This is a genomic window from Streptomyces sp. NPDC018833 (assembly GCF_044390825.1).
In the GTDB taxonomy this organism is placed as follows: domain Bacteria; phylum Actinomycetota; class Actinomycetes; order Streptomycetales; family Streptomycetaceae; genus Streptomyces.
On record NZ_JBIRZM010000002.1, the window covers coordinates 446,974 to 467,897 of the forward strand.

15 protein-coding genes are annotated in these 20,924 nt (G+C 73.2%); 7 read left to right on the forward strand and 8 right to left on the reverse strand.

Features of this window, described 5'->3' with window-relative positions; translation table 11 throughout:
* Positions 1 to 95 precede the first annotated feature (95 nt).
* The 6 genes from ACH5AF_RS05935 to ACH5AF_RS05960 form a co-directional block, all read right to left on the reverse strand.
* The gene (locus ACH5AF_RS05935) at positions 96 to 1,637 is read right to left on the reverse strand and encodes a hypothetical protein (RefSeq protein ID WP_398900199.1); all 1,542 of its coding nucleotides are present in this window, start codon (positions 1,635 to 1,637) and stop codon (positions 96 to 98) included.
* The gene (locus ACH5AF_RS05940; RefSeq protein WP_398900200.1) at positions 1,634 to 3,619 is read right to left on the reverse strand and encodes a hypothetical protein; all 1,986 of its coding nucleotides are present in this window, start codon (positions 3,617 to 3,619) and stop codon (positions 1,634 to 1,636) included. The genes ACH5AF_RS05935 and ACH5AF_RS05940 overlap by 4 nt, the downstream gene beginning before the upstream one ends.
* Before the next feature lie 181 nt (positions 3,620 to 3,800).
* Positions 3,801 to 4,766 (reverse strand): LLM class F420-dependent oxidoreductase, encoded by a 966-nt coding sequence (locus ACH5AF_RS05945; RefSeq protein ID WP_398900201.1) that lies wholly within the window; start codon positions 4,764 to 4,766, stop codon positions 3,801 to 3,803.
* A gap of 3 nt (positions 4,767 to 4,769) precedes the next feature.
* The gene (locus tag ACH5AF_RS05950) at positions 4,770 to 6,173 is read right to left on the reverse strand and encodes an NADP-dependent succinic semialdehyde dehydrogenase (RefSeq protein WP_398900202.1); all 1,404 of its coding nucleotides are present in this window, start codon (positions 6,171 to 6,173) and stop codon (positions 4,770 to 4,772) included.
* 58 nt (positions 6,174 to 6,231) lie between these two features.
* Entirely contained in the window at positions 6,232 to 6,609 is a 378-nt protein-coding gene (locus ACH5AF_RS05955) for a hypothetical protein (protein WP_398900203.1), read from the reverse strand.
* 1,355 nt (positions 6,610 to 7,964) lie between these two features.
* Positions 7,965 to 8,633, reverse strand: coding sequence for a DUF6629 family protein (locus ACH5AF_RS05960; protein WP_398900204.1), 669 nt, complete (start codon positions 8,631 to 8,633; stop codon positions 7,965 to 7,967).
* A gap of 362 nt (positions 8,634 to 8,995) precedes the next feature.
* Between ACH5AF_RS05960 and ACH5AF_RS05965 the strand changes: the two genes are divergently transcribed.
* Positions 8,996 to 9,229 carry a hypothetical protein gene (locus ACH5AF_RS05965; protein WP_398900205.1) on the forward strand — a complete coding sequence of 78 codons (234 nt, stop codon included), beginning with the start codon at positions 8,996 to 8,998 and terminating at the stop codon, positions 9,227 to 9,229.
* Between the two features lie 225 nt (positions 9,230 to 9,454).
* On the opposite strand, the gene ACH5AF_RS05970 is transcribed toward ACH5AF_RS05965, so the two are convergent.
* The gene (locus ACH5AF_RS05970) at positions 9,455 to 9,964 is read right to left on the reverse strand and encodes an ATP-binding protein (protein ID WP_398900206.1); all 510 of its coding nucleotides are present in this window, start codon (positions 9,962 to 9,964) and stop codon (positions 9,455 to 9,457) included.
* A gap of 320 nt (positions 9,965 to 10,284) precedes the next feature.
* Here ACH5AF_RS05970 and ACH5AF_RS05975 point away from each other — a divergent pair, with 320 nt between their 5' ends.
* From ACH5AF_RS05975 to ACH5AF_RS05985, 3 genes are read left to right on the forward strand one after another with little or no spacing between them, the layout of a single operon-like run.
* A complete protein-coding gene (locus tag ACH5AF_RS05975; protein WP_398900207.1) occupies positions 10,285 to 12,627 on the forward strand; it encodes an FHA domain-containing protein in 2,343 nt (780 codons plus the stop codon).
* 4 nt (positions 12,628 to 12,631) lie between these two features.
* Positions 12,632 to 13,435 carry a hypothetical protein gene (locus ACH5AF_RS05980; RefSeq protein ID WP_398900208.1) on the forward strand — a complete coding sequence of 268 codons (804 nt, stop codon included), beginning with the start codon at positions 12,632 to 12,634 and terminating at the stop codon, positions 13,433 to 13,435.
* Positions 13,435 to 14,457 carry a serine/threonine-protein kinase gene (locus ACH5AF_RS05985; protein WP_398900209.1) on the forward strand — a complete coding sequence of 341 codons (1,023 nt, stop codon included), beginning with the start codon at positions 13,435 to 13,437 and terminating at the stop codon, positions 14,455 to 14,457. Before ACH5AF_RS05980 ends, ACH5AF_RS05985 begins: the two co-directional genes overlap by 1 nt.
* A 627-nt stretch (positions 14,458 to 15,084) precedes the next feature.
* Here ACH5AF_RS05985 and ACH5AF_RS05990 read toward each other — a convergent pair.
* The gene (locus ACH5AF_RS05990; RefSeq protein ID WP_398900210.1) at positions 15,085 to 16,368 is read right to left on the reverse strand and encodes a streptophobe family protein; all 1,284 of its coding nucleotides are present in this window, start codon (positions 16,366 to 16,368) and stop codon (positions 15,085 to 15,087) included.
* 159 nt (positions 16,369 to 16,527) lie between these two features.
* Between ACH5AF_RS05990 and ACH5AF_RS05995 the strand changes: the two genes are divergently transcribed.
* The 3 genes from ACH5AF_RS05995 (at position 16,528) to ACH5AF_RS06005 (ending at position 20,895) form a co-directional block, all read left to right on the forward strand.
* Positions 16,528 to 17,793 carry a DUF6777 domain-containing protein gene (locus tag ACH5AF_RS05995; RefSeq protein WP_398900211.1) on the forward strand — a complete coding sequence of 422 codons (1,266 nt, stop codon included), beginning with the start codon at positions 16,528 to 16,530 and terminating at the stop codon, positions 17,791 to 17,793.
* Positions 17,794 to 17,925: 132 nt separating this feature from the next.
* Positions 17,926 to 19,398 carry a PHB depolymerase family esterase gene (locus tag ACH5AF_RS06000; RefSeq protein ID WP_398900212.1) on the forward strand — a complete coding sequence of 491 codons (1,473 nt, stop codon included), beginning with the start codon at positions 17,926 to 17,928 and terminating at the stop codon, positions 19,396 to 19,398.
* Positions 19,399 to 19,470: 72 nt separating this feature from the next.
* The gene (locus tag ACH5AF_RS06005) at positions 19,471 to 20,895 is read left to right on the forward strand and encodes a tannase/feruloyl esterase family alpha/beta hydrolase (protein WP_398900448.1); all 1,425 of its coding nucleotides are present in this window, start codon (positions 19,471 to 19,473) and stop codon (positions 20,893 to 20,895) included.
* Positions 20,896 to 20,924: the final 29 nt, after the last annotated feature.

Consider the following 20,924-nt stretch of genomic DNA (forward strand, 5'->3'; position numbering starts at 1 on the left):
GCCCCGCGGCGGCCGGAGATCCTTCGGGGGCCTCCGGCCGCCGTGCAGTGTCAGGTGCGGCTCGCGGTGGAGTGTGCGGGGGCGGGCCGGGCGTGTCAGGTGCGACTCGCGGTGCAGTCCGCGGGGGTGGGCCGGCCGGTCGGCCAGGCGAGGCCGACGAAGCGGATGCGGCCGGGCGCGTCGGGGGCGAGTTCCACGACGGAGACCGCCTTGTTGTAGGGGTTGCCGTAGTTGTCCAGGCAGATCCAGCCGCTGGCACCGTCGACCTTGCCCATGCCGTGCAGCCGCAGCCACGAGTCGCTGATGCGGCTCAGGGTGGGGATGATGGGGTCGCCGTCGTCGCGCATCCGGATGGCGGTGATCGCGGTGAGGCCCGCGTCGTAGAAGGTGATGGTCCGCGAGTCGGTGAGTTCCACCGTGCCGATGTTTCCGACTTCCTTGCTGGTCGCCAGCTCGGCAAGGGTGCGGTAGGCGGCGGCGGAGCCGCCGGTGGCCGGCGTGTCAGGGCCGGTCCAGGAGTCGGGGTGGGCGACGGCGGCGTACTGGAGGGTCACGCCCTTGCGGAAGGCATCCCAGTCGAGGAGCCTGTCCGAGGAGAGGGTGGAGGCGCCGGAGCCGGTGATGACGGTGTACTTCTTCTCGGTGCAGCCCCGGTTGCCCAGTTCGTTGACGAACTGCCGTAGCTGGACGGGGCGTCCGGCGAAGTAGATGAACTCGGCGGCCGAGGTGCAGATGGTGTCGACCATCTGGTCGAAGGCGTTGGCGGTGGTGCCTTCCTCGTGGAACTCCTCGGGCGCGCGGTACTGCTCTGGTGCCCGGGGCGATCCGAGGGTCCGTTCGGCGAAGGCCCGCTTGAGCGCGTCGACGTAGTTGTCGCCGGTGCGGATGTCCTCGACGACCAGGGTGTGCTTGGGGTCGATGTCCTTGTTGAAGTGGGACAGGGCCCGGGCCTGGTCGGTGGTGGTGGGCACGACGCGGGCGAGGCCCGGGTAGGCGTCGGGCCTCTCGGGGCTGTTGCCCGAGTCGTCGGCGGTGATCGGGCCGCCGACGACGGGAATGCCGCGCTCCCGCGTGAGATAGCCGATGGCTGCCTGGGTGGTGGCGGTGGAGACGTCGAAACCGATCACGACCCGCAGGTTGTCGGTCGTGGACTCGGACATGGCGCCGAGCTGTTCGGCGACGGGCTTCCAATGGACGTGGCTGCGGCCGGGGTTGGCGAGCAGGAGACGTATCGCGGGCTTCTTGCTGTTGGAGTCGTGGTTGGCGCGGTACTGGGCGAGGTAGGCGCCCTGCACCTCGTGGAGGGTCTTCTCCTGTTCGAAGCCCTGGGCGGGTGCCATCGGCAGCATCACGGCGACGGAGACGTGCGGTTCGTCCTCGATCCGCTCGTTCTCGGCCTTGATCCGTGCGCTGACCTCCTTGAGATTGGCGGCGAAGACGAAACTGCCGTCGGTGACGCCCGTGCATTCCCTGGCGCCTTCGGGGCCGCGTTCCTCGATGCCCTTCCCGCACGCCGGGTCGGGCCCGAAGACGACGACGCCGGTCCATACGGCCGCGCTGAGGACGGTCAGGGCGACGACGAGCGCGGCCGTCTTGGTGAGCGGCCCGCCGGGGAGTCTTCCGATGAACGACGTCATGACGTGGCACCTTCCGGGACGGGCAGGTCGGGGGCCTGAGCTCCGGCCCGCAGACGGGCCGGCCAGGCGGCGGACGCCTCGCGGTAGGCGCCGTGCGCGGCCTTGTTGCCGTACAGCGTCTCCAGCGCGATGCGGACGGTGGTCAGTTCGTCCTCACGGGGAGCGAGGGTGAGCGGATCGGACAGCCGCCACAGCAGGGGCACCAGGGAGGCGACGGCTTCGTGGTGAGGACCCGGGACGTCGCTGCCGCAGGCCGTGCACGACAGGGTGGGACTGCCCGCCGGGGGTTGGTAGCCCACGCGGGGGTGGGGGGCGGCGCAGATCTCGTTGAGCGAGGTCAGCCACCCGGCGGGCGGGGCGACGGTGAACCGGTGGTGCAGGACGCAGACCACCTCCTCCACCCGGCCCAGGGCCAGCGTGTGGTGCAGATAGGTGTCGCCGCGCGGGTCGCACAGGGAGCGCAGGCGCAGCTGGGTGTCGCGCCAGCGCTCATGGGTGATGGTGGCGGCCAGCCGGTGCCGCAACAGCAGATCGAGGGCACGGTCGCCGTCGAGACATGACCGGGTGCGGTAGTCGTCGGCCTCGCGGACGCGGGCGGCGACCAACTCCTCGGAGTGGTCCTCGGGATGGGCGAAGGTCCACAGTCCGCGCCGGGTGCCCGCGTCGGCCGCGGCCGACAGCAGCACCAGACGCTCCTGCATCACGGGGTCCGGCAGGAGTTTGGTGAGGAGCGCGGGTGCGGCTTCGTCGAGGAGTTCCCGGCTGCGTATCGTGCCCGCTTCCTCGACGCGTCGCACGGCCGCGTCCGCGAGGATGCGGGCACTAGCCGCCCGGCCGCCGCTGTAGCGGGCGACGATGCGGGGCAGATGGTCGGGGTAGTCGACGGGGCTGAGCATCTCCGCGATGTGTGCGGGTTCGATGTCGGGGATGCTCAGCACCAGGGGCCGGGCCTGCGGTGCCGCGTCGCCGCCGACCTCGCTCAACGGCGGGTGCCGGTGGCCCTTGCCGAGCAGCGTGGCCAGGACCACGGGCCGCGTCGGGTCCTTGCCCGGCGCGCCGTGCCCGGAGTCGAGCAGGTGGAGGAAAGTGCGTCCGACGTCGGTGTGGGCGTTGTCGACGAGCAGCAGCGGTCTGGGCTTCTTGTTGAGCCGGCGCAGTGTGCCGTAGTTGGCGTCGATGTCGTCGAGGAGGGCGGCGACGAGATGCTCCTCGGCGGTGCGTCTGCGGTCGTCGAGCCGGCGGAAGCCGCGGACGAACTGGAAGAGCCGTTGCAGGGAGTCGCCCTGGTAGCCCTGGGAGCGGTGCAGCCGGCCGCCCCACCAGGCGAGCGCGCCCTTGTCCGGCTCGCTCCTCAACAGCTGTGCCCGCGCGGTGTCGAGGACGATTCCGGCGATGGCGTCGAGACCGGGGACGGCGGACAGCACCTGAGGGAGGTTGGCGGTGACGACGTCGAACCAGCGGCCGAGGCTCTCCCTGCGGCGGCGTACGTCGGGGTCCTCGGCGGTGATGAGGGTGCGCAGATCGGCTTCCGCCCGGCGCAGGTCGGGGGGCCGCACATCGATCTCGTCGCTGTTCTGCGGGCGCCAGGCGGTGACGACGAGGAGGCCGAGCGACAGCCGTGGGAAGGCCATCGGCCGGCCGAAGTGGCGTACCTCCAGGCCGAGTTTGTAGGCGAGGAGGTACAGCAGGTGGGTGATCCGGGAGGCGTTGGGGACGTCGTCGTCGCCGTCGGCGACGCCGGGCTCGCCGAAACCCGGAGCCCCGAGGTCGACCCGCGCGAGCGGCACCCGGCCGTTGTACGCGTCATGGACAGCACCCAGCAGGGCGGTCTTGCCGCTTCCGCTTCCGCCCACGATCCGTATCACGGGTGCACCCTTGGGATAGGCGAAGGCGACCTGGTACCCGTCCTTGTGGTGCAGTCCCACCAGCCGGGGGACGAAGTCTTCCTGCAGGGCCTGCTGACCGTACAGTCTCCCGCCCATGGCGCTCCCCCGCCTCCCCCTGCCAGCCGCGCATCATGAGATCAACTCGCCGTGCACAGAAGGAATTTACCTGACATACGCCTGCTCGGCAGAGTGTTGTGAAGGCCGGTGTCACCTGGTGCGCAACCGTGATAAAAGGGGGCCCGGCCGGGCGCGCTCCGCGGCCGGACCCGCGGCCCGGTCAGAGTTCGCGGAGCGCGGGCAGCAGCTTCCGCCCGGCCCAGTCGAGGAACGGCTCCTGCCGGTCCCCGCCGATCTGAACGAGGGCGACCTCGGTGAAGCCCGCCTCCGCGTACGGCCGCACCGCGTCGGCGAAGGCGTCCACGTCGTCCCCGCAGGGAATCTGTCCCGCGACGTCGTCGGGAGTGACGAGTTCGGTGGCCTGCTCGAAGGACTTGGGACCGGGCAGTTCGGCGTTGACCCGCCAACCGCCGAGGGACCAGCGGAACTGGTCATGGGCGCGGGCCACGGCCGCGTCCCGGTCGGTGTCGTAGCACACGGGCAGCTGGCCGACGCGGGGTTTCCCGGCGCCGCCGTACCGGTCGAAGGCGTCGAGCAGCTCCTTCTTCGGCTCGGTCGCGATGACCAGGTCGGCGTAGCTCCCGGCGACCTCGCATGAGCTGTCACCGGAGACGGCGATGCCGATGGGCACGGGCCGTTCGGGCACGTCCCAGAGTTTCGCGTCGACGACGTCGAAGTGGGGTCCGTGGTGGTTCACATGCTCGCCGTCGAGGAGCCTGCGGATGATGTCGGTGGCCTCCTCCAGCCACTCCAGGCGTTCGTGTGCGCTGGGCCAGCCGCCGCCCACCACGTGCTCGTTGAGGTTCTCGCCGGAGCCGAGGCCCAGGCGGAAGCGTCCTTCGGACAGCAGCTGGACGGTCGCGGCCTTCTGGGCCACGACGGCGGGGTGGTAGCGGGCCGTCGGACAGGTCACGAGCGTCATCAGCGGGATCGTCGAGGTGGCCTGCGCGGCGGCGCCCAGGACACTCCAGGCGTACGGTGAGTGGCCCTGGGAGTCCAGCCAGGGGAAGTAGTGGTCGGAGATGACGGAGAAGTCGAAGCCGGTCGCCTCGGCCCCGGCCACATGGCCGACGAGCTCCCGCGGTCCGGCCTGTTCCGTCATCATCGTGTACCCGATGCGCACCATGGGCTACGTCTCCTTGTCCGTGCCGTGCCACAGCGTGGTGACGTTGCAGAACTCCCGGATTCCGTGCCCGGACAGCTCGCGTCCGTAGCCGGACCGCTTGACGCCTCCGAACGGCAGGGCCGGGTGGGAGGCCGTCATGCCGTTGAAGAAGACGCCGCCCGCTTCGAGGTCCTGCGAGAACCGCTCGATCTCGTTCTCGTCGCGGGTCCAGGCGTTGGAACTGAGGCCGAAGGGCGAATCGTTGGCGAGGGCGACGGCCTCGTCGACGCCGCCGACGCGGTAGAGCGCGGCCACCGGCCCGAAAGCCTCCTCCCGGTGGATGCGCATGGTTTCGCCGACGCCGGTGAGCACGGTGGGTTCGTAGAACCAGCCGCGGTCGCGGCCGGGCGGACGCCGGGCGCCGCACTGCGCCGTGGCACCGTGGGCGAGAGCGTCGTCGACGAGCTGTTCGAGGTCCTCGCGGCCCTTCTCGGTGGCGAGGGGGCCGACGTCGGTGGACTCGTCCATCGGGTCGCCCACGGTCAGGTCCCTCATCGCGGCCGTGAACCGGTCGCGGAAGGCGTCGTGGATGTCGGTGTGGACGATGAACCGTTTGGCCGCGATGCAGGACTGGCCGTTGTTCTGCACCCGGGCGGTGACCGCGGTGGCCACGGCTCGGTCCAGGTCGGCGGACGGCATGACGATGTAGGGGTCGCTGCCGCCGAGTTCCAGCACCGTCTTCTTGACCTCGTCGCCGGCGACGGACGCGACGGAGCGGCCGGCCGGTTCGCTGCCGGTGAGGGTCGCGGCGGCCACGCGCCGGTCCCGCAGGATGCCCTCGACGGCGTCGGAGCCCACCAGCAGTGTCTGGAAGCAGCCTTGCGGGTAGCCGGCCCTGCGGAAGAGGTCCTCCAGGTACAGGGCGGTCTGCGGCACGTTGGACGCGTGCTTGAGCAGACCGGTGTTGCCGGCCATCAGCGCGGGCGCGGCGAACCGCACGACCTGCCAGAGCGGGAAGTTCCACGGCATGACGGCGAGGACGACGCCCATGGGCCGGTAGCGCACCACCGCGCGGGCGGCCCCGGAGTCCAACACGTCGGCCTCGGGCGGATGCTCGTCGGCGAGCAGTGCCTCGGCCCGGGCGGCGTACCAGCGCATCGCCTTGGCGCACTTGGCCGCTTCGGCGCGGGCGGCGGCCAGCGGCTTGCCCATCTCGGTGGTCATGGTGCGGGCGATGGCCTGCTGGTCCTGCTCCAGCAGGTCGGCGGCGCGGTTCAGCAGTGCGGACCGCTCGGCGAAGGAGGTCGTACGGTGCCTCAGGAAGGCGTCCGAGGCGAGCTGGAGGCGCCGCTCGATCTCCTCGGCGCCGAAGGGGTCGAAGGTCCGAAGCGTCTCTCCGGTCGCCGGGTTCACGGTGGCGATGGGCATGGACGGTCCTCCTGGGCTGGTGTGCTGTCTGGGTCCCGGACCCGGTCCGCCGGACCGGTCACCGATGGATGCCGCTGGTCAGCCGCAGCTGGACGTCCTTCTCCTGGTCGCCGGCCGCCATGCCCTCCTCCTGAACGTCGAAGCTGGTCGCGAGCATGTCCTTCATGCGGTCCACCGCCCAGTAGCCCCCCTGCATCTCGATCGTCACGGGAGCCGCGAGCCGTACCGGCTCGGCCTTGCCGCGGGGGTGGGACACGTCGAAGGTGGTGGTCCACACCGTCGCGTGGCCTTCGGAGACGTGCCGGGGCACCTCGGTCTCCGCGCGGTCCGAGGGGTACGCGCGGCCGAGGGCGCGGAAGACGGCGTCCGCGTCCTCGCTGGAGCAGCCGGTGACCGTGACGACGACCGACTCCGTGGGCTCCTGTGCAGTGTTCACCGTGATTCCCGCCTTCCGTTCCTGTCCCGTGACGCCCACCCGTCCACGCCGGCCGGCGCGCCCTCCCCGCCCCCTCAAGCCTCGCTCCCCGACCGCGACGGTGCGAGCGGACCGGGTCCGGGCGTGAGCGGACGCCCTGCCGGGGGTCTGCGGGTACCCAGGGGACCGACGACGATGCGTCGGTCGGAGCCGCAGGGGGTGCGGGGGTGCGGAGGCGGTTCGCCGGAGCGTGGGGGTTCGCGCCGGGGCGCGGGCGGTTCGCCGGGTCACGGCTGCGAGCGGTGCGCCAGGGGCGGCCGCAGGCGGTCTGCCGGGGCGCGGGCGGTTCGCCGGGACGCGGCTGCGGGCAGTGCGCCACGGCCCGGGCGGGGGACGGCCGGTGCGCCAGGGGCCGGCCGCGGGGCACGGGCGGTGCGCCAGGGGGCGGCCGCGGGGCACGGGCGGTGCGCCAGGGGCCGGCCGCGGGCGGTCTGCCGGGGCGCGGGGCGCGGGGGCGCGGGGGCGCGGGCGGTCTGCCAGGGCGCGGGCGGTTCGCCGGGACGCGGGCGGTTCGCCGCGACGCGGCTGCGGGCAGTGCGCCACGGCCCGGGCGCGGGACGGCCGGTGCGCCAGGGGCCGGCCGCGGGGGCACGGGCGGTGCGCCAGGGGCCGGCCGCGGGCGGTCTGCCGGGGCGCGGGCGGTTCGCCGGGACGCGGCTGCGGGCAGTGCGCCACGGCCCGGGCGGGGGACGGCCGGTGCGCCAGGGGCGGCCGCGGGCGGTCTGCCGGGGCGCGGGGGGCTCGGGCGGTCTGCCGGGGCGCGGGCGGTTCGCCGGGACGCGGCTGCGGGCAGTGCGCCACGGCCGGGGCGAGGGCGCCCGGGCATCGGTCGGCTGCGCGGGCCGATGCGGCCACCTCTTGGTGCTGCTCCTGGGTCGGTTGGCGGCCGGCGGCCGAGCCGGGGTCGCAGGCGACCGCGACGCGGTCCGGCGACAGGCAGCGGATGGCCGTGCCCGCGAGGACCTGGACCGGTCCGAAGCCGCCCGGAGTTCCTGTCGTCCCGCGAGGAGGCCGGCCGGACGCACCACGCCGCGGCCAGGTCCCCGGGACGCCGCCTGGACGTCGACCGCCTTCCGCGGCCGCGTGCGGGTGCGCGCGTCCGTTCGCCCGCGTGGCGCTGATCGAGAGGGGGCCGGCCGCCCAGGCGCGGGCCTGACGGTGGCGGACGGACAGACGGGTATGCCCTCCCGGCACCGCCCGAGGGAGCCATGTGCCGGCAGGCGCGACTGGCCGGCACGCTCCGCGCACACGGGCCGTGTACGCGCGGAGCGCACTGCGGTTGCGTGCGACGTGACGCTCACGCCCGGGCGCGACCGTCAGGAAGACACGTCCGCGCCGGCGTGCCGCTGGTGGGCCGGCGTCCCCGGCGGGACGGAACGCAGGGTCCAGCCGAGCAGTGCGACCGAGGCGACGGCCGCCGCCGCGCACCAGGTCGACACGAACGCCGTCCGCCACAGCAGCACACACGCAACGGCCCCGAGTCCGGTGAGGACGCCGAGCAGCCGCAGGGCCCGGTCCGTGGCGAGGAGCAGCGAGCCGACAGTGGCGAGGAGGTAGCCGGTCAGCAACCAGGCGGGGTGCGGCAGGCCGATGGCGTAGCCGACGGTGTGACCGCGGATGTCCGCGGTCACCGACCGGATGGCCAGAACGTGCGCGAGCGCCGCCGAGGTGGCCATGCCCGCGACCACCGGGACGGCTGACCGGACGCGGGCGTGTGCGGGTGCGGCGACGAGGACGCCGAGCGGGACCCAGACCGCGAGCACCGGCAGGGCGATGACGGCCCAGGCGGTGGTGGCGGCCCCCGCGCCACCCCCCTCGGTCCACAGGACTGCCTCGACGACCTGATGGGCGCCGAGCAGCAACGGCAGTGCGGCGAGCGGCAGATCGCGTGGGCGGCCCCGGCGCACGGTCGTGATGACACAGGCGGCCCCGACGACGGCGATCCCGGCACCGGCCGTGAGGTCGGCCGTGGCGCTCCAGCACATGAGGTCACCGTACGACGGGTGTGATCCGGCACACCGGGGCGCGCCGGGCGTACGGGAGCGATCGCGGCATAAGGGAGCGGTCCGGAGCTGCCGTTGCGCGCGGAGGGGCGGCCGGCGAGGGCGGCGCAGGGGCCCGGGGCAGGCGGCCCGGTGACGGCTCTCAACGCGACCGCCAACCACGGCAACGCCAACGTCAACGGGTAGCCGCACGGCGGTTCAGCACGTCACCCGGACCGGCGGCCCACCTCCGGGCGGACCGCCCGTCGTTTTCGCGTACCCCCCGGGGGACCAGGGCGCAAGGGCGTTGTCAGTGCCGCACGAGATGCTTGACGGTACGACACCTTCACGAGGGGAACCGCGAGATGAACGATCCCGAGCTCGCCGCCGCGCAGGCGTACGTACGGCTTCTGCAGACCACCAGAGCTGTGCTCTCCGACCCCCAACGGGCCCCGGCGGCGCTTCCGCTGTTGTCCGCGCCGATGGCGGAGGCGGACGAGGCGCTGAGCACGGTCGGACTGGCGGGCAACGAGGCCGGATTCTTCCGCCTGGTGGCGTCGTTGCACACGGCCGACCGGCAGGACAGGAGCGCCGCCTGACGACGCGACCGTCACCGCGCCTTGCGGCCGGTCCCGCCTGCGGGGCTCGGGACCGGCCGCACTGGTTGGCGACAGGTCCCGGACGAATCTCACCGGACGGGGACATCCCAAAGACGAGCGTGCACGGGCCGCGAGGGGGCGGACGTGATGAGCTTCAGCGTCCCGGCGCCGGGCCCGGCCCGCGGGTGACGGGCACACGCGCGGCGGCGTGGACCGGTGGACACCTCACCGCACGGCCTCCACCTCGAGGGCAGGCGCGTCGGACCGGTGGGCGGGCAGGTTCAGCGGCAGCGGCCTGACCTCCACGACCGGCCGCCTCGGGGCACGGGAGCCGGTCAGGATGCGCTCGGCCTCCTTGACCCGCCTGCTGAACCAGATGACCTTGCCCTGCTCCGTGCCGCAGGTGCCCCAGCTGTCGCTGAGCTTCGCGACCTTCGCGAGACCTCCCCGGGACGGGGAGGACGTGCGCACCGGCGGCAGATGCCCGTCCCGGTCGGAGACGGACGCGATCAGCCTGCGACCGGTCCAGCGCAGCTCGACCACACACGTCTTGTCGCCGCTGACGTGCTGGACGACGTTGTCGACGAGTTCGTCGACGGCGCCGCAGACGGGATTCACATGGTGCTCAAGGCTCCAGTACCGCAGATGCGCCGCGAGAATGCGCCGGATCTGGGGAATGCGCTCTGATGATGCCGGCACTTCGACTCTGCAGTGACAGGCAACCGGAACATTCATGACCGTGGCTCCTCACCGCGACGGCCCTTCATTCGCAGGATGGCCCCCGAGTACGAAGAGTGAGCCCTTGTCGCTTCTGGGTCACCATCAGAGTGCACCGGCCCCCGCCCACCCCGCAACACGCGCGGCGGGCGCCCGCTCGGCGCAAGGCCGCCCCTGGGCCTGCGCCCTTCGGCCGGATGACTGCGCCGACCGGGGGTGGAGTGCGGCGGAACCGCTTGCGCGACCTGCCCACACCTGCTCCTCCACCTCGCCCCCACCTGCTCGCTCCGCCACCTCCGATCGGGCGACATACGGGGCACATAGCTAGAATTCGGGACATGGCAGAGCGGCCTGTGACGGCGACCGCACCCGAACTCGTCGTCGAGACCGACACCGGCTCGACGGTCATGAGTCCGAGCCGGAACTACCACGTCGGGCGCGATCCCGAGAGCGACATCGTCATCGACGACGCACGGGTGTCCTGGCACCACGCGGTGCTGCGGGCCGTGGCCGATCACTGGACCGTGCAGGACGAGGGCAGCACCAACGGCACCTACACCGAAGGCCACCGCATCCACGAGTGGGGTGTCGGACCGGGCAGCGAGATCCGCTTCGGAAGTCCCTCGGACGGGCCCCGGGCCGTGCTCGTGAGCCGCGACTTCGAGCCGGCCCAGCCCTCCGCCGTATCCATGCCGTCCGCCACCGGCGCCTTCCGCGCCCCCAGCAGCGTGCGGCCCCTGCCCGCCCGCGTGCTGCGCATCGGCCGCGCCCCGGACAACGACCTGGTCGTCGACGACCTGATCGTCTCGCGAAGGCATGCCGAGCTGCGCTCCCTTCCGGACGGAACCTACGAGATCGCCGACCTCGGCAGCCACAACGGCACGTATCTCAACGGCCGCCCGATCGACCGGGCCCGGATACTGCCCGGTGACATCGTGGGCATCGGGCACTCCGCGTTCTGCCTGGTCGGCGACCAGTTGCAGGAGTTCGTCGACACCGGCGAGGTCTCGCTCGACGTGCAGGATCTCGCCGTCTCGGTGGACCGCGGCCGCAAGACGCTCCTCGACCGCGTCTCCTTCCCGGTCGGTGAGAAGTGCCTGCTGGCTGTCGTCGGCCCCAGCGGCGCGGGCAAGTCCACACTGCTGAACGCCCTGACCGGGCTGCGCCCCGCCGACGAGGGCACAGTCCTGTACGACGGCCGCGACCTCTACCGCGACTACGCCGAGCTGCGCCGGCGCATTGGGCTCGTCCCTCAGGACGACATCCTGCACGCGCAGCTGACGGTGCGCCGCGCCCTGACGTACGCCGCCGAACTGCGTTTCCCGCAGGACACTGCGCGCGCCGAGCGGCAGGAGCGGGTGGCGGAGGTCCTGCGCGAACTGGGCCTGGAACAGCGGGCGGACCAGCCCATCCACAGCCTGTCCGGCGGTCAGCGCAAGCGGGTCAGTGTGGCGCTCGAGCTGCTGACGAAGCCGTCGCTGCTCTTCCTCGACGAGCCGACCTCGGGGCTCGACCCAGGGATGGACCGGTCCGTGATGAACATGCTCCGCGGCCTCGCCGACGACGGCCGCACGGTCGTGGTGGTGACCCACAGCGTGCTGAGCCTGAATGTCTGCGACCGGCTGCTGGTCCTGGCGCCCGGCGGGCGGATCGCCTACTACGGGCCGCCGGACGACGCGCTGGCCTTCTTCGGGTTCGACCAGTGGCCGGCGGCGTTCGAGGCGTTCGAGAACGACAGGGACCGCGACTGGGCCGCAGCGTACCGGAACTCCCCGTTCCACCAGCAGTACATCGCGGGCGCCACCCGGCAGCCCAAGCGGGAGCGCGGCATTGCACCGGGCGGGCCCGTCGCTCCGCCGCCGAAGGCGCAGAGCTGGGGGGCGCAGCTGCGGACGCTGGTGCGGCGGTACACGGCGGCGCTGAGCGCCGACCGGACGTTCCTGGCCATCATGATCGCGCTGCCGTTCGTGATGGGCGCGATGACCAGGGCCCTCTCGGGCAGCCGGCTCGACCGGGAGACCGCGATGAACGCGCTGCTCATCCTCTGCGTGGGCGGGGTGCTGACCGGTGCGGCCAACGCGGTACGCGAGCTGGTGAAGGAACGGGTTATCTACCAGCGGGAGCGCGCGGTGGGGCTGTCCAGATCGGCGTACCTGATGTCGAAGGTGGTGGTGCTCGGCACGGTGACGGTGCTGCAGGCCGTGGTGCTGACCCTCGTCGGTCTGGCCGGTGTCGATCTCGGCGCGCCCGGCGGTGAGGGCGTCCTGCTGCCGCCGCTGGTGGAGATGACCCTGGCCGTGGCTCTGTTGTCGTTCACGGCGATGATGCTCGGTCTGCTGGTCTCCGCCCTTGTGCGCAAGGAGGAGGTCACCATGCCCCTCCTGGTGCTCCTCGCCATCGTCCAGGTGGTGTTCTGCGGTGCGCTGCTGAAGCTGGACGGTGTGGCGGTGATCGAGCAGTTGGCGTGGCTGGTGCCGTCGCGGTGGGCGCTCGGCGCGATGGCGGGCACGATCGATCTGGGCCGGATCGTGCCGGGGAAGCTCACGGGAGACCCGCTGTTCGAGCACACGGCCGGGGTGTGGCTGCTCGACATGGGCATGCTGGTGGTGCTGTCCGTCCTCTTCGGATTCGCGGTGGCGCGGCTGCTGCGCCGGCACGAGCCCGCGATCATGCGGAAGTAGGCCGATGACCATGTCCACCCGGGACTTCGCACCGACACATGTCGTTCCACGGTCCGGTATGCCGGCGTGGGAGGGCCCGGACACGTCACTGCCCACCGAGCCGCTGGATCCGCTGCTGCCCGTCCATCTGCTGGAACGCCGCGGTGACTGGGCGCGCATCCTGTGCGTCAACGGCTGGTCCGCCTGGGTGGACGGCCGGCTCCTCGTGTCCGTGCCGCAGGCCCCGCCGGAAGCCGGACAGCCGATGGCACGGACCGCCGATCCGCGTCCCCTGCTGGCGCGGGTGGAGGACTCGCTGGGGCGTTACCGGCGCGCGGCCGAGGACCTGGTCGGCGGCCACTCGGACGGCGAGGACTTCCGCCGCCGTACCCAGGGGCTGCGGGTGGGCCTCGTCGTCGACGGCGAGGCGATGTGGCTGTACGACGCCGAGCACGAGCGCTGGGTCTTCTGCGACGGGACCCGACTGACCACGCTGGCGGCGTCGAACGAGCCGGCGGCCTCTTCGGACGAGCCGTGGGACGAGCCGCCTCCCGCGGACCGTTCCGACCCGACGCAGGTGGTGCAGGACTCCGGCGCCGGCGACGGGCCGGGGCGGGCGCCTGCCCCGCACGGCACCCGGCTCGTCGACCCTGCCCGCCCCTCCGGCCCACTCGACGAACCCGCCCACCGGCCGCCGGGATCCGGGGAGACCCGACTCGTCGATCCCGCCCCCCTCGCCCCCTCCCGCGACCCGGACGCGGAGCACCCGGACGCGACCCGCTTCGGCCGGGGGCCGGGGCATCCGCCCACGCGCGGTGGTGAGGGCTGATGCAGGGGGCCTCTCCCTGGGCGTCCCTGCCGGTGGGCAGGCCGTCCGAGCTGGTGGGCAGGCAGGTCGCGGGCTATCTGGTGGAGCGCGAGATCGGCCGGGGCGGGATGGCGGTCGTCTACCGGGCGCGCGACCTGCGCCTGGACCGCACCGTAGCCCTGAAGCTGCTGGCCCCAGAACTGGCGCGCAACGACACGTTCCGCAAACGCTTCACCCACGAGTCGAAGGTCGCGGCCTCCATCGACCATCCGCACATCGTGCCGGTCTTCGAGGCCGGTGAGACCGACGGACTGCTCTACATCGCGATGCGGTACGTCGCCGGCCAGGACCTGCGGGTCCTGCTGGACCGCAAGGGGCCGCTGCCGGCCGCCGCCGCGGGCCGGATCGCCGCGCAGGTCGCGTCCGCGCTCGACGCGGCGCACGCGCACGACCTGGTACACCGGGACGTGAAGCCCGGCAACATCCTGGTCGCGGAGGGCACCGACAGCGAGCATCCCGAGCACGTCTACCTGACCGACTTCGGTCTGACGAAGAAGTCGCTGTCCCTGACCGGATTCACCACGGTCGGTCAGTTCGTCGGCACGCTGGACTACGTGGCGCCCGAGCAGATCTCGGGGCGTCCGGTGGACGGGCGGTGCGATGTGTACAGCCTGGCGTGCGTCGTCTTCGAGACGCTGGCCGGTGCTCCGCCGTTCCGCCGTGAGGACGACATGGCGCTGCTGTGGGCCCACCAGTACGATCCCGCTCCGCCACTGACCCCGCAGCGCCCCGATCTGCCCCCGGCGGTCGATCGCGTGCTCGCCACGGCGCTGGCGAAGCGTCCGGAGGACCGCTACGACTCGTGTGGGCGGTTCGTCTCGGCCCTGCGGGCCGCGACGGCGGGCGCCGGTGCGCCGGTGCGTACGCCCACGGCGGTGGTCGGGCGGGGTACGTCACCGGCCGAGGAGCCCGGTCCGCCGCCCGGACCGCCGTCCTGGGCACGGCCGGTCTTCCGCGGTCCGCGGGGCGGCGCGGGTCGCTGACGAGCCCGCCGGTCCGCTGACGGCGCGTTCACGGAGTCGTCGCCCGGTCCCCAGCGGCGGCGCGGTCCATGAAGCCATCCCAGTCCGCAGGGCACGCGTTCACCGAGTCCTCCCCCGCTCACTGGCGGCGGGGGTTCACTGAGGCGTCCCCCGTTCCTCGGGGGGCGTTCACCAAGGCATCCCCCGTTCCACCGAGGGGTTCACCAAGTCGTCCCCCTTTCCGCGGGGCGGCGCGGGTGACTGAGGCACCCCCGGTCCACTGCGGCGCGTTCACTGAGGCGTCCCCCGCTCCCCGGGCGGCGCATTCACCGAGTCCTCCCCCCGGCTCCCGACGGCGGCACGGTTCATGAAGGCGTCCCCCGTCCGCAGGACGGAGCGGTTCACTGAGGCATTCCCCGTTCCACCGAGGGGTTCACCAAGTCGTCCCCCATTCCGCGGGGCGGCGCGCCACCGAGGCATCCCGCGGCTCCCGGCGGCGCGGGTGACTGAGGCACCCCCCGCTCCCCGGGCGGCGCATCACCCGTCCCCCCATTCCGCGGGGCGGCGTGGTTCACCACGGCATCCCCCGCTCCCCGGCGGCGGCGCGGTCCATGAGCGCGTCCCACAGTCCGTCCGCGGGCGTCGCGTTCACTGAGGCGCCGGGACCTCGCCGCGCCGGTGGAGCCGCGAGGCGATCAGCCCGCCGATGAACCCGGCCACGAGACCCCAGCCGGCGCCGATACCGACCGCCTGCAACAGGTACGGCCGCAGGAACACCTCGCCCCCCAGGTCGCCACCCAGGTCGCCGATGCCGAGGAGGGACAGGCCGAAGTGCGCGGAGAGGCGTACGAGGAGACAGGCGCTGGGCACCGTGAGCGCGAGCGCGACCGCCATGTGCAGGGCGTGCTCGAAGGGCCTCATCCGGGCCGGTGACCGCACCGCCATGAGGACGGCGGAGGCCAGGACCAGCAACGCGGCGACGACGAGCAGCCACCAAGCGCGTCCGTCCCGCTCGGTGAGCGTCCCGAGGTCGAGGGCGGAGATGTCCTCGGTGCGCAGCACCTCGTCGAGGAGCCTTGGCATCGGCAGTCCGAACGGGCCCTGGACCCTGCCCTCCCAGGCGGTGCCGAGGCCGGTTGTGAGCGCGAGCCACATCAGGTTCGGCAGTCCGAGGAGGATCACGGCGAGGGTGTCGGCCGGATGCCCGCGGGTCGCGGCGACGACCAGACCGATGACGACGCCGATGGCCAGCGCGGCGAGGAGCAGGGCGACCATGGCGTACGCGGCGGGGCGCACGGCCTCCTGGAACCGCAGCAGTCCGGCGGGCAGCGGTGCGCCGCGGGAGACGAGCAGGGCCAGAGCGAGCACGCCGAACAGCCACAGCATGGCGATGACCAGAGTCTGCGGCACCTCGGTGCGGAAGCCGACGCGCGGGGTGGCGTCGAGGAGGTCCTCGATCAGTCCGCCGGTGGGGTCTTCGATCGGGATGGTGAAGGTGTGGCGGGCGAGTGCCGCGAGTCCGATGAGCGCCAGAAGCCACAGCGCGGCGAGCCGCAGCGCCCAGCCGGCGAGTTCGGGCGCGGAGGCGACGGCCCGGTGGCGCAGGGGGCGCAGGAATCCGGCGGCCACCGCGAGGGCGCCGGCCACGGTCACGGACAGCGGCACGGCGGTGAGTGCCGCGTCCGCCTCGGCGATCGCCCCGGCCTCGCCGGCGATCTCGATCGAGCCGCCGACGGCCATGACGACGGTGGCCGCCAGGACCTGGACGAAGGCTCCGTCGGGCAGGTCGGCCGCGCCGGCCGCCCACAGGCCGAGCGCGGCGGTGACGACCATGGCGACGAGGCCGCCGAGCACGGCCGCGAGCGCGTGGGGCCAACCGTGGGCGGCGCGTGCCGTACCGGTCGGGGGCTTCGTCGTTGCATGCTGACTCACGCTGCCACGCTAAGCAGGGCCGGACCGCCGCGCGCCCCGGGTGGGCCGACCGCGTCGGCTTGCGAGGCGAACGGAAGCGGAGCAGACAATAGGCACGGAAAGTGACATAGCGGAGCAGACCGTCTCCTCCGCCTTCCTACCTCCCGGGAAAGAAGAGCCGTGAGCACCGAACCGCCGCCGTCCGACCGGCCCACCGGTCCCCCTTCGGGCCCGCTGTCGGGCCCCACGCAGACCGGCGGCCGGACGCCGCCGCCTCCCGGCGGCACCTGGGGCGGTCCGCCAGGAGGACCCGGCGGACCAGGAGGTCCAGGCGGGCCGGGCGGGCCGGGCGATTCCGGTGGCGCGCACGCGGGTCCCGGCGGTCCCGGCCGCCCGTGGTGGCGGTCGGCTCCGCGCATCGCCGTGCTCGCGTGCGTCCTGGTCGCGGCCGTGGTGCTGTCCGTCGTGCTGACGCGGCCCGACGGCGGCTCCGCCCGCGCCGGTGAGGTGTTCCTGCAGAGTGCGGGCACCAGCGGGCCCGACCCGTTCACCGAGTCGACCGCGCGGGAGGCGTCGCCAACGGCCGTGCCGACCCCGAAGGTGTCGAAGGGGACATCGCCCGGCACGACGGGGACGCCGCCCGTGCGGGGCTCTGCCCCGGGTCTGTACGGCGGTAGCCGCAAGATCTCCAGCTGCGACGTGGAGAAGCAGATCACCGCGCTGACCGCCGCCCCGGCCAAGAACCGCGCGTTCGCCGGGGCCCTGGACGTCGCGGCGGACAGCGTACCGGCGTATCTCCGCGCGCTGACGCCCGTTCAGCTGCGCGTGGACACGCGGGTCACCAACCACGGCTATCGCGACGGGAAGGCGACCCCGTACCAGGCCGTCCTGCAGGCGGGCACCGCGGTGCTGATCGACGACCGCGGCGTGCCCCGGGTGCGCTGTGCCTGCGGCAATCCCCTGGCCCCGCCCGTGGCGCAGGAGAGCCCACGCACGATGGGCAAGCCGTGGCCCGGCTATCGCGCCTCGAACGTCGTCGTCGTCGTGCCTGCGGCCACCGCCGTGAATGTCTTCATCCTCTTCGACGCCGATGCGAAGAAGTGGATCGCGCGTCCGGCCGGTGACACCGGCGGGCGTGACAAGCAGACGGAGCCGCCGAAGCCCAAGCCGTCCACAGCACCGCCCAAGCACACCACCGCGCCACCGGAGTCGCCCACCTCCGAGGAGCCGCCGACAGAAAAGTCCCCGCCGACAGAGGACTCCCCACCGACAGAGGAGGCGCCGACGACAGAGGAGGCGCCGACGCCCGCGCCGCCGACGGAGTCCGACCCCACCCCCGGGGAGCTGCCCCCGCCGCCCGGCGAGCCCTCGGTGCCGGCGCCCGAGTCCGGCCCGGAGTCCGCGCCCGAATCCCCGGACTCCGAGGAGGCCCCGGCCGCGCCTTAGAGCACAACTCCCCCTTCCGCAAGGGGGCGTGAGCCGCTGTCGCCGGACGCGGCTATGGGCCACGTCACCATTCCTCCCGCAGGCCGCCGGTTTCTACTGTGACCGGCATCCACTCGCCTGCGGGAGGCCCGGATGTCACTGCCTGCAAGCCCCCGGCCCGGGGGCCTCGTGTCCGTCGGACGGCTGGTCGCCGTCATCGCCGTGCTGCTCGGCTGCCTGTGTTCGGCCCCCGCCCCCGCTGCCCACGCGGCCGTCCTGCTGGAACGCGTCACCGCTTTCGGCAGCAACCCCGGCAATCTGGCGATGTACGTCCACCGGCCCGCCTCGCTCCCGGCCGCGCCCCCGGTCGTCGTCGCCCTGCACGGCTGTACGCAGAGCGCCCAGGTCTACGCCGACAACTCGGGCCTCGCCGACTTCGCCGCCCGCCACGGCTTCCTGCTGGTCCTCGCCCAGACAACGGCGTCGAACAACGCGAGCAGTTGCTTCAACTGGTTCCAGGCGGCGGACAACCGGCGCGGGCAGGGCGAGGCGGCCTCCGTCCGGCAGATGGTCGCGCATGCCGAGAGCGCGTACGGCGCCGACCCGTCCCGCACCTTCGTCACCGGCCTGTCGGCGGGTGGTGCGATGACCGCGGTCATGCTCGCCGCCTACCCCGATGCGTTCGAGGCCGGGGCCGTGATCGCGGGGATCCCCTACGACTGTACGAAGGACATGGGTCCGTTCCCGTGCATGAGCCCCGGCACCGACCGGACGCCCGCCGTGTGGGCGCAGCGGGTGCGCGACGCGTACCCGTCGTACACCGGGCCGTGGCCCCGGGTGGCGATCTGGCACGGCGACAGCGACACGACGGTCGCCCCGATGAACGCCGGTGAGCTCAGGGACCAGTGGACCGCCGTGCACGGCCTCGGCCAGGCGCCGGACAGGACCGGCACCATCGGAGCCAACGGGACGCGGCGTGAACAGTATCTGGGCACCGGCGGCCAAGTCGCCGTCGAGGTGGACCGGGTGCCGTCGACGGGGCACGGCACGCCGGTGGATCCCGGCACCGGACCCGATCAGTGCGGTGCGACCGGCACGCCGCACTTCATCGACTCGATCTGTTCCAGCCGCTGGGTGAGCGAGTTCTTCGGCCTGACGGGCGGCGGGGATCCGGACCCGGGCGGGCTGCCCGCGCCGGGAGGGCTCGCGGCCGCGGGAGCCGACGACACCTCGGTGTCGCTGCGGTGGAGCGCGGTCGACGGCGCGGCCGGGTACGTCCTGTACCGCGACGGCGTCCAGGTCGCCGCCCCCGCGGGCACCTCCTTCACCGACACCGGTCTGGCCGCCGGCTCGGCGTACGTCTACAGCGTGGCCGCACGGGACGCGCAGGGCGCCGAGGGCTCTCGCTCCGGGGCGGTCACGGCGTCGACCACCGGGCAGGGCGCGGCCTGCTGGACGGGCAGCAACCACGCGCATGTCCAGGCGGGCCGGGCGACCACCACCGGCGGCTACGCGTACGCCAAGGGATCCGGCCAGTACATGGGCCTCAACAACACGTTCGTCACCCACACGCTCAAGGAGTCGCCGGCCGGTCACTTCGTCGTCGCCGACGGCTCCTGTCCCTGACCCCCCGTGCCGACCCCTCTCTCAGGCGGCTTCTTCGTGCTGTTCGCCACGCCGACGCCAGGCACCGCATCGCTGCCCTCGCACCGCCGCGGACGCGTCCGGTCCCACCGGACCGTCCGCGCGGCAGCCGTGGCCGCCCTGCTGCTGGCGTCCACCACCGTCCCGGCCACCGCCTCCCAGGACTCCGCCGGCGGACACTGCACCCGGATCGCGGCGCTGCGCGTGCCGGGTGCCGGGCACCAGGAGGTGTCGTGTCTCGCCGAGTTGACGACGGCGGGCACGATCGAGTCCGGTCACACCGATCGGGCGGACTGGGCCGGGCTCACGCCCGCGGGTCTGGCCACCTCCAGCGGTGTGCCGGGCATCCAGATCGACGGCTGGTTCCCCGACGACTCGGCCGGCAACACCAACCACGGCTGGGCCCACGACTCCCAGTTCGTCGTCCGGCTGCCCGACCGGTGGAACGGCGGTCTGGTCGTGGCCGGTTCGCCGGGTGTGCGGGAGCAGTACGCGAACGACCGCGCGATCTCGGACTGGGTGCTGTCCCGCGGCTACGCGTTCGCCGCGACGGACAAGGGCAACACCGGGACGGCGTTCCACCGCGACGGCGCCCGACCGGGCGACGCGATCGCCGAGTGGAACGAGCGGGTCACCCAGCTCACCCGGGCCGCCCGCGCGGTCGTCGCCCAGCGCTACCACCGGCCGCCGTCGCGCACGCTGGCCACCGGCATGTCCAACGGCGGCTACCTGGTGCGCTGGCAGTTGGAGAACCATCCGGAGCTGTACGACGGCGGGGTGGACTGGGAGGGCAATCTGTGGCGTGCGCAGGGCCCGAACCTGCTCACCTTCCTGCCCCCGGCGCTGCGCAGCTATCCCGTGTACGCAGCAGGCGGCGCGGGGGCCGAGGAGGCGCACCGCCGGATGCTGGCCGCCGGGTACCCGGCGGGCTCCGAGTTCCTCTGGCCGTTCCACCACCGGTACTACTGGGACCTGACCCAGCGCATCTACCGCGAGGAGTTCGATCCGCACTTCGACGGTGCGACGGAGGCGGGGACCCCGTTCTGCGCTCCCGGCACGCCCGCGTGCGACGCCGACTACGTGTACGGGGAGCGGCCGCGCGAGGTGACCGACGCGGTCGAGCGGATCGCTCTGACGGGCAGGATCGGCAAGCCGCTGATCACCCTGCACGGCACGCTCGACGTGCTGCTGCCCATCGGGCAGGGCTCCGATGTGTACGCGCGGAGGGTGCGCGAGGAGGGACGCGGGAAGCTGATGCGGTACTACCGCGTCGAAGGCGGCACACATGTGGACTCGCTGTACGACGCGTTCCCGGACCGGCTGCGTCCCCTGACGCCGTGCCACCGTTCGGCGTTCACCGCCCTGGAGGACTGGATCGGGGAGGGCAGGGCGCCCGCGCCGAGCCGTACCGTGCCGCTGCCCAGCGCGGGCGAGGGCGACGGGCGCGATCTGCTCCATCGCTGTTCGCTGGGCGGCTGAGAACGGTCTCCCCCGCCCTGGCGCTTCGG

Excerpts from the sequence above, each read along its gene's own strand:
- ACH5AF_RS05970 (WP_398900206.1), bottom strand. The coding sequence starts at position 9,964 with ATGAATGTTCCGGTTGCCTGTCACTGCAGAGTCGAAGTGCCGGCATCA.
- ACH5AF_RS05960 (WP_398900204.1), bottom strand. The coding sequence starts at position 8,633 with ATGTGCTGGAGCGCCACGGCCGACCTCACGGCCGGTGCCGGGATCGCC.
- ACH5AF_RS05940 (WP_398900200.1), bottom strand. The coding sequence starts at position 3,619 with ATGGGCGGGAGACTGTACGGTCAGCAGGCCCTGCAGGAAGACTTCGTC.
- ACH5AF_RS05975 (WP_398900207.1), top strand. The coding sequence starts at position 10,285 with ATGGCAGAGCGGCCTGTGACGGCGACCGCACCCGAACTCGTCGTCGAG.
- ACH5AF_RS06000 (WP_398900212.1), top strand. The coding sequence starts at position 17,926 with ATGTCACTGCCTGCAAGCCCCCGGCCCGGGGGCCTCGTGTCCGTCGGA.
- ACH5AF_RS05950 (WP_398900202.1), bottom strand. The coding sequence starts at position 6,173 with ATGCCCATCGCCACCGTGAACCCGGCGACCGGAGAGACGCTTCGGACC.
- ACH5AF_RS05945 (WP_398900201.1), bottom strand. The coding sequence starts at position 4,766 with ATGGTGCGCATCGGGTACACGATGATGACGGAACAGGCCGGACCGCGG.
- ACH5AF_RS05985 (WP_398900209.1), top strand. The coding sequence starts at position 13,435 with ATGCAGGGGGCCTCTCCCTGGGCGTCCCTGCCGGTGGGCAGGCCGTCC.
- ACH5AF_RS05980 (WP_398900208.1), top strand. The coding sequence starts at position 12,632 with ATGACCATGTCCACCCGGGACTTCGCACCGACACATGTCGTTCCACGG.
- ACH5AF_RS05935 (WP_398900199.1), bottom strand. The coding sequence starts at position 1,637 with ATGACGTCGTTCATCGGAAGACTCCCCGGCGGGCCGCTCACCAAGACG.
- ACH5AF_RS05965 (WP_398900205.1), top strand. The coding sequence starts at position 8,996 with ATGAACGATCCCGAGCTCGCCGCCGCGCAGGCGTACGTACGGCTTCTG.